This is a genomic window from Gramella jeungdoensis (assembly GCF_023805255.1).
GTDB classification, from domain to species: domain Bacteria; phylum Bacteroidota; class Bacteroidia; order Flavobacteriales; family Flavobacteriaceae; genus Christiangramia; species Christiangramia jeungdoensis.
Genome location: NZ_JAMSCK010000001.1, coordinates 268,466 through 281,714, shown reverse-complemented (window position 1 = coordinate 281,714; position 13,249 = coordinate 268,466). Strand labels below are relative to the sequence as shown.

11 protein-coding genes are annotated in these 13,249 nt (G+C 40.4%); 7 read left to right on the top strand and 4 right to left on the bottom strand.

Going from position 1 to position 13,249, the window contains the following annotated elements; genetic code table 11:
* Positions 1 to 14 precede the first annotated feature (14 nt).
* On the bottom strand, positions 15 to 3,035 hold the full coding sequence (locus NE848_RS01345) for a tetratricopeptide repeat protein (protein WP_252110417.1): 3,021 nt from the start codon (positions 3,033 to 3,035) through the stop codon (positions 15 to 17).
* A gap of 161 nt (positions 3,036 to 3,196) precedes the next feature.
* Between NE848_RS01345 and NE848_RS01340 the strand changes: the two genes are divergently transcribed.
* Positions 3,197 to 3,880, top strand: a complete 684-nt coding sequence (locus NE848_RS01340; protein ID WP_131395959.1) for a cell division ATP-binding protein FtsE — start codon at positions 3,197 to 3,199, stop codon at positions 3,878 to 3,880.
* A 360-nt stretch (positions 3,881 to 4,240) separates the two neighbouring features.
* Positions 4,241 to 4,987, top strand: a complete 747-nt coding sequence (gene ppgK / locus NE848_RS01335; RefSeq protein WP_252110416.1) for a polyphosphate--glucose phosphotransferase — start codon at positions 4,241 to 4,243, stop codon at positions 4,985 to 4,987.
* On the opposite strand, the gene NE848_RS01330 is transcribed toward ppgK, so the two are convergent.
* On the bottom strand, positions 4,988 to 5,239 hold the full coding sequence (locus tag NE848_RS01330) for a PQ-loop repeat-containing protein (protein WP_252110415.1): 252 nt from the start codon (positions 5,237 to 5,239) through the stop codon (positions 4,988 to 4,990). It abuts the gene before it with no gap.
* Between the two features lie 57 nt (positions 5,240 to 5,296).
* The gene (typA, locus tag NE848_RS01325; RefSeq protein WP_252110414.1) at positions 5,297 to 7,099 is read right to left on the bottom strand and encodes a translational GTPase TypA; all 1,803 of its coding nucleotides are present in this window, start codon (positions 7,097 to 7,099) and stop codon (positions 5,297 to 5,299) included.
* Between the two features lie 341 nt (positions 7,100 to 7,440).
* On the opposite strand from typA, the gene NE848_RS01320 reads away from it, so the two are divergent.
* The gene (locus NE848_RS01320; RefSeq protein WP_252110413.1) at positions 7,441 to 8,001 is read left to right on the top strand and encodes a superoxide dismutase family protein; all 561 of its coding nucleotides are present in this window, start codon (positions 7,441 to 7,443) and stop codon (positions 7,999 to 8,001) included.
* A 43-nt stretch (positions 8,002 to 8,044) separates the two neighbouring features.
* Here NE848_RS01320 and NE848_RS01315 read toward each other — a convergent pair whose 3' ends face one another.
* Positions 8,045 to 8,533: a DinB family protein gene (locus tag NE848_RS01315; RefSeq protein WP_252110412.1), complete on the bottom strand. Its 489-nt coding sequence runs from the start codon at positions 8,531 to 8,533 to the stop codon at positions 8,045 to 8,047.
* Between the two features lie 131 nt (positions 8,534 to 8,664).
* Between NE848_RS01315 and kdsA the strand changes: the two genes are divergently transcribed.
* The 4 genes from kdsA to NE848_RS01295 all read left to right on the top strand — a co-directional run bounded on the left by kdsA (position 8,665) and on the right by NE848_RS01295 (position 13,228).
* Entirely contained in the window at positions 8,665 to 9,483 is an 819-nt protein-coding gene (kdsA, locus tag NE848_RS01310; RefSeq protein WP_252110411.1) for a 3-deoxy-8-phosphooctulonate synthase, read from the top strand.
* 83 nt (positions 9,484 to 9,566) lie between these two features.
* On the top strand, positions 9,567 to 10,724 hold the full coding sequence (locus tag NE848_RS01305) for a hypothetical protein (protein ID WP_252110410.1): 1,158 nt from the start codon (positions 9,567 to 9,569) through the stop codon (positions 10,722 to 10,724).
* A 21-nt stretch (positions 10,725 to 10,745) separates the two neighbouring features.
* The gene (locus NE848_RS01300) at positions 10,746 to 12,371 is read left to right on the top strand and encodes a BCCT family transporter (RefSeq protein ID WP_252110409.1); all 1,626 of its coding nucleotides are present in this window, start codon (positions 10,746 to 10,748) and stop codon (positions 12,369 to 12,371) included.
* Between the two features lie 2 nt (positions 12,372 to 12,373).
* On the top strand, positions 12,374 to 13,228 hold the full coding sequence (locus tag NE848_RS01295) for a universal stress protein (protein ID WP_252110408.1): 855 nt from the start codon (positions 12,374 to 12,376) through the stop codon (positions 13,226 to 13,228).
* The last annotated feature ends 21 nt before the right edge of the window (positions 13,229 to 13,249 follow it).

Genomic DNA, 13,249 nt, shown 5'->3' with positions numbered 1-13,249 from the left:
CTATTAGATTAAGTTTAGTTATTTGTTTCTACGGAAGAATTGGTTTTTGCTTCCTGGGCTTTGATTTTGGCTAATTCGGCTTTGGCTTCCTGAACGATCTCAGGATATTTCTGGAAGTTCTTGGTCACGTTCTCCAGAATATAGGTGGCCTGGTAGGCATCATCTAGAGCATAGAAATTTTTCGCCATCAATACCAGACCTTTCGCTCCCCATAATTTATAGCCTGAGAAATCTTTGGCCAGCACCTGAACAGCGGCGTTAGAAGCTTCGTAATTACCATCCTTGTGTTTGAAATAAGCATCGTAATAAAGCGCCTCTGCCCCAAGTTCACCGGTTGCGGTCTTCTGCACTTCCTTATAAGCTGAACGTGCCTTGCTGTCATTTCCAGCTTTTATCGCTGCCCTGGCAACCATGACCCGTGCATCATTTCTTGCTTCGGTCTCAGCGCTGGAGTTGTTCAGCACTTTTTCTGCATATTCATTCGCTTTGTTGAAATTACCGGTCTCATAATAAGACTTCATCAGGTTTTGCTGGGCAAATACTACATTCTGCTCATTATCGGCCTGCTTCTCCAGTTTTTCAAGTAACGGAAGCGCCTGGGCATAATCCTTTTTCTCAAGATATATCTGTGATAATCTTGCCAAAGCCTGTTCTGAAAATTCATTCTTTGGCTTGGAAGTCACATATTGATAGTTTGGAATCGACTTCTCAACTTGTCCGTTTCGGTAATATAATTGTGCCAGGTAGAAATTGGCATTTATCGAGTGAATTCCGTTCGGGAAGTTCTGAATGTATTTTTCAAAATTCGCGATCGCCTTTTCGGTATTATTGTTCAGATACTGATTTTCTGCAGCTTCATAGGTGGTATTATCAAGATCGGCATCACTTACCTCAACAAAATCGATATTTCTAACCCAGCTGGCATATTCATCGGTACGGCCAAGATCAACATACACATTTCTCGCAGTTGAAACTGCCTGCTTGGCTTCCGGAGTATTAGGATATTCGGCCACCACTTTTCTTAATCTTTCAAGGGCCTTGTTTCCTTCATTATTATTGTAATAAATAAGCCCCTGTCTAAGCATAGCTTTAGGCACAAGTGCACTCTTAGGTACATCTCTTATAAGTCGGTTATAAGACTGTATAGCCTGCGAGGTATTATTTTTAGAAACATAGGTATTTCCTAATTCGTACATGGCATCATCCCGATAAGAAGAACGAGGATATTTACTTAAGAAGCTATTCAGTTCGTCAATTTTGGTATCGTTACGCTCTACAAAACCATAACTGATAGCTTTCTGAAAAGCGGCGTAATCGGCATTGCTAACTCCATTGTTAATGGCGTTCTGATAGGCTTCCATAGCAGGCCAGTACTGACTTGTAACATAATAAGTATCTCCAAGTCTGAGCAGGGCGTCATTCTTTTTGGCTCCTTCAGCACTAGAGCTGGCAACATAGTTCTTGAAATAGTTTACGGCCTGTGAATAATCATTCTTCTTGAAATAAGCATATCCAATATTGTAATCCAGGTCATCATATTCATCGGTTCCTCTTGCAGCACTCATTCCTTTGAATTCACGGTATCCAAGAATCGCATCATCCATACGGTTTACGTTATATTCACTTTCTGCTTTCCAGAAAGTAGCCCTCGCGGTGATGTTCTGATCTCTTGGCTCTTTAAGTGCCTTATCAAAATTCTCGATAGCCCCGTAATAATCTCCTTCTTCATAAAGTTCCAGCCCGTAGAAATATGCAACTTTCTGATAGGCCTGTTTATCACTGAAGTTTCTGTTATTTTCCAGCAACCTCATCGCTTCCTCATAATTCTTGGAAGTGATGAAAGAGTCTATCAAAAGTGTTTCCATTTCCTGACGGTTCTCGGAGTCGGGATATTTGTTCAGGTAGTTTATAAGTACCTGCGACGGACTCTCATATGAATTCCCTATTTCATAGCTCAGTTTCGCATAATTCAGCATTGCATCCTGCTGGATCTTCGCATCGAATTCCATCTCGCTGGCATTCTTGAATGCGTTCAGCGCCTGTTGCTTCTGGCCTGACTCAAGATAAGATTGTGCCAGGTGATAATAGGCATTCTGTGCTATGGCATTCTTACCATCCACGATCTTGTTGAATTCGTTGATAGCCGCTTCATAATTACCCTGCTTGTAATAGGCATATCCCAGCTGGTAGTAATCGGTATTGTTCCATTTACCACGCATGCCGTTATATTCCTTTAAATAAGGGATAGCCTTGTCATATTCCTCAAGGTTGAAGTAGCTTTCTCCAATGATCTTATTAAGTTCTGAAAGTTCCTGCCTGTTAGATTTTGGCAACTGTTCAAGTCCCTGTTCTATGGCCTTTTCAAAATTCCCAAGCTTAAAGTTCATATCGGCCTGGAAATAGGAAAGATCTTCGGTATAACGTTCGTTCCCTTTTACTTCTTCAAAATATTCGTTAGCTTCTTCGTAATCGTCTCCTTCATAAGCAATATACCCAAGATAGTATTTAGCCTGAGCTCCATATTGCTTTGAATCCCTTACCCTGTTGAGATAGGTCTGAGCCTCATCAAACTGATTTGCGCGGAAATAAGCATAACCGTTATTGAAATAAAATCTTTCGCGATCCTTACGGCTCATGGCATTTTCATCCACTCGGTCATACCATCTTCTGGCAAGTGCATATTTCCCGGTCTGGAAATAATAATCGGCAACATCAAGGTAAGCTGAATTGGTCTTGGTACTGGTAGGATATCTCGTAACGAATTGCTCCATGAGCCTGTCGGCTCCGGGCTGATTAAGTCTTACAGCCGCATTGGCAATATAATATGCTGCATCGCCTTTGATCTTCTCATCATCGGTCTCGTCCATTACCTCATCAAAAAGGTTCTGAGCAGCCAGATATTGTTCATTATTGTACAATTCCAGTGCCCGGTTAAAGTCAGCCAGATCATGAGTGTATACGGCAGACTGCTGGCAAATCGCGGAAAATGAGAAAGATATAAAAACGACTAGCAGATAAGCTCTTTTAAGTGTCATTTATTGCATTTTAGATTGGAATTCAAAGATAATTTAAAGCTTGCTTCTATAACGCTCATTAAGTTCTATAATTATGTTAATACAAAAAAAAGTATGTAGCCCCCTTTTGAAAAATGTATATTTGGGAATAATTTTACAATCCGAATCAACGTTAGCTATCCATGTCTGAAACTGTTCTGGAACTGAAAAACGCGGCGATCTATCAACGGGAAGCCTTAATTTTATCTGAAGTAGATGTTACGGTGAACAAAGGAGATTTTGTTTACCTCATCGGAAAGACCGGAACGGGAAAAAGTAGTTTTATGAAAACTCTCTATGGCGATCTTCCGCTTACCGAAGGTGAAGGCCATATCGTTGATTTTAACCTCAGGACATTAAAGGAAAAGGATATTCCCTTTCTTCGCAGAAAACTGGGAGTCGTATTCCAGGATTTCAAACTGCTTACTGACAGGAATGTAAAAGACAACCTTCTTTTTGTACTGAAAGCAACGGGCTGGAAAGATAAAACTGCCATGGATCATAAGATCGATGAGGTGCTGAACAAGGTAGGAATGAAGACCAAAGGGTTTAAGTTCCCTTACCAGCTTTCAGGAGGAGAACAACAGCGCGTGGCCATTGCCCGTGCACTTCTAAATGATCCGGAACTGATCCTCGCCGATGAGCCTACCGGAAACCTGGATCCGCAAACTTCGGTTGAAGTAATGGAGGTACTCCAGGAAATAAGTAAGAATGGAAATACCATTCTTATGGCCACTCACGATTACGCGCTTCTATTGAAATACCCTTCCAAAACATTGAAATGTGACGGGCAAAGGGTTTTTGAGGTGGTTCAGAAATCGGTATAGTCCTTCGTCACCCTGAACTCTCTACCACAGAAACCAATAAGAGACTGCGTCGCTATGCTCGCAGTGACAGTTCAGGGAGATCGCTTCCCGACTACATAGGGATCGCAGTGACAGCTCAATACAGAATTCCGTTTAGCTTTTTTAACGTCTTTGCGAGGAGCAACGCAACGAAGCAAACTCATTCTTTTTTTAAGACACTTCTCTACTAAACTTTCAAGTCATACTCGGCGGAGCTTGCACTGAGCAAAGCCGAAATGCTCTATGTAACTTCTGAGCCCTGACTATAAACCTAAACATTCCCTAAAAGTCTTTTTTCACGGGCAGATTTTTGATAAATTGTAGATCATTCAATTTTACGGGATGGAAATATTAGGTATAGACATAGGAGGCTCCAGTCTTAAAGGAGCAATTGTGAATGTTGAGTCTGGTTCGCTAGTTACACCCTCGCATAAGATCCAAACTCCCGAAGACCGCGAACCCGAAGAAATGGCCCAGGCCGTTAAAGAAATGCTGGATCATTTTTCATATACTGGCATTGTGGGATGCGGATTTCCAACTATCGTGAAAAAAGGTATTTGTAAACACGAGGGAAACCTGAGCCGTAAGTGGCTGGATGTGGATGTGGATGGACTTTTCGAAAAAACCACCAGCCAGGAATTTACGGTAATCAACGATGCCGATGCCGCCGGACTTGCCGAAATAAAATTCGGGGCGGGTCGTGATGCCACAGGATTTGCTATAATGATAACTGTGGGTACAGGCCTTGGAAGTGGAGCTTACTTGCACGGAGAACTTATTCCAAATTTTGAACTCGGCCAGATTCCTTATAAAGAATATGAAAAGATAGAAGAATGGGCTGCATCTTCAGTAAAGACCGAAGAAAACCTAAGTTATAAGGACTGGGGGTATAGGTTCAATATCTTTTTGAATCACGTTTACAGGATATTAAACCCCGATGTGATAATAGTAGGAGGAGGTATTTCCAATGATTGGGACAAGTTTGAAGATTATCTGGATGTAGATACCAGACTTATACCTGCCCAACTGCGTAATGACTCCGGCATTCTGGGCGCCGCGATCGCTGCCAAAAGTAAATACAATCGCTGATCAGGCTTCAGAGGCAGGCTTTTTCCTTTTATTGATAAACAGGTAATAGAAATTCACACCCGCAATAGCAAGGTTTGTAATTATAATAGGCCAGCTGTTAAGTAAAACACCATAAACAACAAAGAAGGAACAGCCAATTATGTTCACAGAACGTAATGTTACAATATTTCTCATCAAAAATGATAGAAGAACAAATAAAGAGGCTGCATAACCAATCCACTCGGTAAGGGAAACACCTAAAATTTCAGTCATAACATAAGATAAAAAAGCCCGCCTTCCGGCAGGCTTTAGAATAATTGAATTTATTTTCTAAATAGCTTTAGCTCTTTTTCTTTCGTTCTCTGTAAGAAGAACCTTTCTCAATCTTAAATGATTTGGAGTAACTTCCACATATTCATCTTTCTGAATATATTCCAAAGCCTCCTCTAGTGAGAATTTAATGGCCGGAACAATCTTCGCCTTTTCATCGGCTCCGGAAGAACGAACATTCGAAAGTTTTTTGGTCTTGGTCACATTCACCACAAGATCATCCTGTCTTGAGTTTTCACCTATAACCTGGCCTTCATAGATCTCCTCTCCCGGATCTATAAAAAACTTTCCTCTCTCCTGAAGTTTATCAATTGAGTAAGGAATCGCCGTACCTTTTTCCATAGAAACAAGAGAACCGTTAGTTCTGCCGGGGATATTTCCTTTTAACGGCTGATATTCCTTATATCTGTGAGCCATGATCGCTTCTCCGGCCGTAGCCGTCAGAAGCTGGTTTCTCAATCCTATAATTCCTCTAGAAGGAATAAGGAATTGAATATTCATCCTGTCACCGCGCGCTTCCATACTCAGCATCTCTCCTTTTCGCATGGTCACCATTTCCACTGCTTTACCTGAAACTTCTTCCGGAAGATCAATAGTAAGTTCTTCAATCGGCTCGCACTTAACACCATCTATTTCCTTGATGATAACCTGCGGCTGGCCAATCTGAAGCTCATAGCCTTCACGTCTCATTGTCTCGATAAGAACAGATAAGTGAAGTACACCTCTACCGTAAACCATAAATTTATCAGCGCTATCAGTCTCTTCAACTCTCAAAGCCAGGTTCTTCTCAAGTTCTTTATAAAGTCTTTCCTTTATATGCCTTGAAGTCACAAATTTTCCATCTTTTCCAAAGAATGGAGAATCGTTAATGGTAAATAGCATACTCATGGTAGGCTCATCGATCGCGATGGTCTTAAGCCCTTCAGGATTTTCGATATCGGCAATGGTATCCCCTATCTCGAAACCTTCCAGTCCAACCACCGCACAAATATCACCGGCCTGAACTTCATCAATCTTCCTACGGCCTAAACCTTCAAAAGTATGTAATTCCTTGATTTTCGTTTTCTTAATGCTACCATCTCTTTTTACTAAAGAAACCTGCTGATTTTCCTTCAAAGTTCCTCTTTGTAAACGTCCAATAGCAATTCTTCCGGTAAAGGAAGAAAAGTCAAGAGAAGTGATAAGCATTTGTGGGGTTCCTTCCAGGTCCACCTTCGGAGCCGGTATATGTTCAATAACCATATCAAGCAAAGGCTCAATATTCTCGGTCTGGTGCTTCCAGTCTTCACTCATCCAGTTGTTCTTTGCAGAACCATACACGGTTGGGAAGTCCAACTGCCATTCTTCAGCACCAAGCTCAAACATCAGGTCAAAAACTTTTTCATGAACCTCATCTGGAGTACAGTTTTCCTTGTCTACTTTATTCACAACCACACAAGGCTTAAGGCCAAGATCTATCGCTTTTTGAAGAACAAATCGTGTTTGTGGCATAGGCCCTTCAAAGGCATCTACTAAAAGAAGTACACCATCGGCCATATTTAATACTCGTTCTACTTCTCCACCAAAATCGGCGTGACCTGGAGTATCTATGATATTGATCTTCGTATCCTTGTAGGTTACCGAAACGTTCTTTGAGGTAATCGTAATCCCTCTTTCCCTTTCAAGATCATTATTGTCAAGGATCAGTTCTCCGGTAGATTCATTATCACGGAAAAGTTCACAATGATGCATTATTTTATCAACCAGGGTAGTTTTCCCATGGTCAACGTGTGCGATAATCGCGATATTTCTTATAGCTGTCATATAGCCTTATTTTTAAGGCTGCAAATGTACAGCTATTTTTCGCTAAACCATCGCAGATTTGAAAGATTTTAACCTATTGAAAATCAGAGTGTTTAAATAATTTTATTTGGTAAAGGGTAGCCAGAGTTCAAATAATTAAACGCAGTATCTTTCTTTATTTATAAAAATTTACTAAAAATCCTGAAGTAAATGTTCTGTTAAAAGCTAATGATCGGGTGATAATCAGTTAACAATTATCATCTCTCATGTTAAATTAAGCAAATCCCGCTGTTAAACACCTTTAAAGAATTTGAGTTTGAAGGTATCGACACATAGTTTTGAAACCAAACAAAAAAATTATTATGAAAATCATCAAAACTTTATTCTTATCAATTCTATTATTAGGTTTCGTTAGCTGTGATGACGATGACGACAACCAGGTGATAGAAGAAACTTTCAATTTTACCGCTCAGTTATCTGAAATTAATGATTCCGGTGCCAACGGTACCGCAGCAATTACTGTAGAAGGTGACAACCTTACAGTGGTGGTAGAAGCTCAGGGAATGACTCCGGGAGAAGCTCACCCACAGCATATCCACGGCCTGGAGAATGGAGAGGAAAATGCGACCTGTCCACCAGAATCTGCCGATACAAATGAGGATGGAATTATTACAATCCCTGAAGGCGCACCTTTCTATGGAGACGTAATACTACCTTTAGGTGATTTCCCAACGGCAGATGCAAATGGAAATATCAGTTATGAAAAAACCTTCATACTTGGAGAAAACGGCAACCCAACCGCCGAGGATCTTGCTGCCCTTCAAAACAGGGTGATCGTTCTACATGGCATGAATGATAGTGATGACGCATATGTACCAACAACACCGGTAGCATGTGGAGAACTAGAACTTTCTATTCAGTAAACTATCATAGAAATATTAGAAAAACCGCTTTTTTAGCGGTTTTTTATTCCTGTTCATCAGCCGAAGGACCATAAGTGGCCGGAACCGAAATATCCAGTAGCCTGAAATAAACTCCGAGTTGAGCCCGGTGATGTGGAAACTGGTTCATCACGGTAGATTGAAGCACGTTAAATTTTGGCATTTCAAAGATGATCTCCCCATCATTGGTCATTTTCCACATCCTTTCAAATTCATCATCAGATTTTTTCAAAGACTTCTCTGCTTCCGCCGCATTCGCCTTCAACTCCTTTATTATTTCCTCTATGGTGGCATGATCTGTTGGCTTGTATGCTTTCATGTCCATTTCCCCGGCATTCATGGTTCCGGTTATCCAGGAAGGTATTTCACCAAGGTGATTGGCAAGCTGACGTATAGTCATGGATTTTTTATGAGGTTTCCAGTCCAGTTTATCCTCTGGTATCCTTTTTAGGAATTTTTCAGTCAGGGCCACTTCCTGCTGCAATTGAGGGATTAGGAATTCATGGATTTTCATAACTGAGAAATTTTTGGTTACACATGATTCTAATTTACAGAAAATAAGCTCCAATTATTTGGTTTTTTGAAATTTAGTGCAGATTGCAATGCGAGATTAATTAAGTTATCTTTGCAGCAAAATTGAACAGAATGGATTTAAGTAAAATTCCTAATATAAAACATACAAAATCTGATAATTTCTTTCTGCTTTCGGGCCCTTGTGCAATAGAAGGAGAAGACATGGCTTTGAGAATTGCCGAAAAGGTTGTTGGGATCACTGATAAATTAGAGATTCCCTATGTTTTTAAAGGCTCTTTTAAAAAGGCAAACAGAAGCCGGATAGACAGTTTTACTGGTATTGGCGATGAAAAGGCACTGAAGATTTTACGAAAAGTATCAGAGACCTTTAATATACCTACAGTAACAGATATACATGAAATCAGCGATGCCCAGTTGGCCGCTGAATATGTAGATGTTCTACAGATCCCTGCTTTCCTGGTAAGACAAACCGATCTTGTTGTGGCGGCAGCCGAAACCGGAAAAGCCGTAAATCTTAAAAAAGGACAGTTTATGAGTCCCGAAAGTATGAAACATGCCGTGACCAAGGTTACCGATTGCAATAATGAGCAAGTAATGGTTACCGATCGCGGAACCATGTTCGGCTACCAAGATCTGATCGTTGATTTCAGAGGTATCCCGACCATGCGTGAATTTGCACCAACTGTTCTGGATGTCACTCATTCATTACAGCAGCCAAATCAGAGTAGCGGAGTAACCGGCGGTCGACCTGATATGATCGAGACCATTGCACGTGCCGGAATCGTAAATAACGTTGACGGATTATTTATTGAAACCCACTTCGACCCTGCAAATGCTAAAAGTGACGGTGCTAATATGCTTAATCTTTCACATCTGGAAAAACTCCTAAGCAATCTTACAGCTATAAGAAAAACGGTGAACGAAATCTAAAAACTTTCACAAAATTTAAGAACGCTTTCGCCTAAAGAGAGATTTTCAGAGTACATTAAGAATTCATCTGATATTTCCCTTCCATGCGAAGTTATTTTTCGAAAATTGCCGGAATCTTACTGGCTGGATTTTTATTTCCGGTATTTTTACTGGTACCGGGAAATCAGGTTCAAGCTCAGGAAAAGCCTGAAATCCATGTTGGTGGTGCGTTAAGATTCAATTATAACCTGTCTTCCTGGAAAGACGGACAGAAAGAACGGGGAGGAGATTTTGGCTATGATATGTTTAGAATCAACTTCGACGCTGCATGGAAAGATCTTTATTTAAATGCTGAATACCGGCTTTACTCCGAAGCTTTTGGAGGTGGCTTCATGAAACAAGGCTGGGTTGGATATAGATTTAATGACAAGGATGAGATACAAATTGGATTAAGCCAGGTTCCCTTCGGGATACAACAATACAATTCCCACAATTGGTTTTTCAACCTTACCTATTATTTTGGTTTAGAGGACGATCATGATATGGGGATTAAATATTTACATACAGGTGATAATTTCGAATATGACCTGGCATTCTATAAAAATTCTGAAGAATTACGTTTTGGCGGAGATACCGAATCTTCTTCCAACAGATACTCCTATGATGTAGTTGGAAGAAATAAAGAAGTGAACCAGGTAAATGGAAAACTGATCTATAAGTTCGGGGATTCGATAAAAAACCGTCTGGGCCTTTCAGCTCAATATGGCGGATTATACAACCTGGATACTAAAGAAACCGGATCACACAACGGTCTGGCTCTACATTATGAATTAGATTTCAGGAACTGGAATTTCAAATTGCAGGGAATGATCATTAATCATGACCCTAAAAACCTACCGGAAGAGTCTGATGATGTGATTCAAATGGGGGCATATGGAGTTCCTTATGAAGTAGCATCAGATTTCAATATTTATACCCTGGCTTTTTCAAAAAGCATTCCTGTAAAATTAGGCCCAATAAGTAATCTTCAGTTCTATAATGACTTCGGATTTATGGACAAAAAGGTAAAATCATTTGAAGATTCATTTATGAATGTAACCGGCGTTCTGGTGAGTGCTGGACATGTATACACTTATATAGATTACGCAGCCGGATATAATCAATCCTGGCTGGGAGGAAATTTTGTAAACGATTTCTCCGTAGGTAATCCTGATGCAAAATGGGAAGCAAGATTCAATATTAATATTGGTTATTATTTTTAATAACTACCAGAAACTAGATTTATGGCAGAGAAAGTTACCAGAAGTGATGAGAAGAAATCCATATTCGGACTGGAAATTAACGGGCCGGTATTTTTCACCTCTTCCATCTTTATCATTATAAGCATAGTATTAACCTTAATTTATAAAAAACAGGCAGAAAGCTTTTTTGAAGATCTGCAGCACTCTGTAGCAGAAAATGCTGACTGGTTCTTTATCCTCGCGATAAATATCTTTTTCGTATTCCTCATTTATCTGGCCCTGGGCCGGTTTGGAAAACTTCGTATTGGTGGCCAGAATGCCAAACCGGAATTCAAAACCCTTTCCTGGTTCGCCATGCTCTTCAGTGCAGGAATGGGAATAGGACTTTTATTTTTTAGTGTTGGTGAACCGGTAATGCATTTTAATTCTCCTCCCATTGCAGAAGCCGGAACTGCGGCAGCAGCACAGGAAGCAATGAATTTCACCTTTTTACACTGGGGCTTTCATGCCTGGGCTGTTTATGCACTGGTGGGGCTTTCTCTAAGCTACTTCACCTATACCCGCGGGCTGCCATTAACAATCAGGTCTATTTTCTATCCTTTTCTCGGCGACCGTATCTACGGAAGAATTGGAGATATCATTGATATTTTTGCGGTGCTGGCCACGGTTTTCGGACTGGCAACTTCCCTGGGATTTGGTGTACAGCAGATCGCTTCAGGATTAAATCATGTGTTTGGATTACCTGACGGCACCACGACTCAAATTCTGATCATAGCCATAATCACTGCTATTGCAACCATCTCGGTAATTCTGGGTGTAGACAAGGGAGTAAAAATTCTTAGTGAATGGAATATGAGAATCGCGGTAGTACTCCTCATATTGGCAGTAATCCTGGGACCAACACTGTTTATATTCAGATCATTTGTCCAAAACACAGGAAGTTATCTTTTTAACTTTCTGGAGATAGCTACCTGGAGTGAAACCTTTACCAGTGGGAGCTGGCAGAACGCCTGGACCGTATTCTACTGGGGCTGGTGGATAGGCTGGTCCCCTTTTGTTGGGATGTTCATAGCACGAATATCTAAAGGAAGAACGATCAGGGAATTTATTTTAGGAGTATTACTGGTTCCTTCGCTGTTAACATTCTTCTGGATGTCTGCATTTGGTAGTGTAGCTATAGACCAGATCATGTCTGGAAATGATGTGATTAGCGAGGCCGTAAATGATGATATCGCTACAGCCCTGTTCGTTTTTTTCCAGGATTATCCATTATCTATGATCATTAATGTAGTCGCAGTTTTACTTATTGCCGGATTTTTTATTACCTCGTCCGATTCCGGATCTCTTGTAGTAGACAGTCTTACTTCGGGAGGAAAGATAGATGCGCCGGTAGGACAGCGAATTTTCTGGGCGGTAACCGAGGGAACCGTAGCCGCTGTGCTTCTGGTTGGTGGCGGTTTGCAGGCTTTACAAACAGCGACCATAGTCACCGGGTTACCCTTTGCTGTTATTTTACTCTTAATGTGCTATTCCCTATACAAAGGTTTGAATGAAGACCTGAAAAAACTGAATGAGAGAAAATCTGAAAAACAGATGGAAAATTATGAGGAGATCGTATCTGAAATAGTGAACAAAAGAAATCTTCAAGAATCAGGTAAAACAGAATAATCATGAAAAATATAGATAACATCCTTGTAGCCCTTGACCTTACCTCAACCGATACAGATATAATCCGGTATGCTTCATTTTTAGCGGAAACCTTAAAACCGAAAAAGATTTATTTTGTGCATAACATAAAAAAATATGAGATATCTGATCTGTTTCAGGAACAACTGAAGAATTTCAATCTGGAAAAATTGATCAGTGATGAACTTGATGAAAAGGTTGCAACTCTTTTTAAGGCTGAAACTCCTTCAAAGGTTCTTATTTCTGAAGACCCCTATACCGAATCCCTTATAAATTATATAGCTAACAAATATAAAATAGACCTGGTGATGGTAGGTAATAAATCCAAGAACCAGGGAACGGGAATAGTTTCTGATAAATTAATGAGATTACTCAAATGTGACATTCTATCTGTTCCCGAAAATCCGGGGCTAAGTATGGGTAATATCTGGGGTGGAACCGATTTTTCCAAGGAATCTGCCAAGGTGTTTCAACTGACTTCAATCCTCGCCAACCATACCGACGCAAAGATCACCGCAGTAAATATCTATAATGTTCCGGTACAATTCACCCCCTATCTCAATAAGGAAGAAATAGTACCTAAGATTGAAAAGCATACCAGGGAAAAATTTGAAAAATTCTTAAAAAAGAATAAAATTACCGACTGTGAAATGAAAGTAATTCGGGGCCGCGAAGCCAGTATTGCTGAGAAAATGACCATCGAAGCTGAAAAATCCGGTGCAGATCTCTTAGTGGTGGGTGATAAAGGCGGAAATGTTTTTTCTTCTCTTTTGGTGGGTAGTGTTACCGATGAACTTTTTGACCGTACACTTAAAATTCCACTTTGGATAGTGAAATAATTGCATTCGACCAATTTTAGT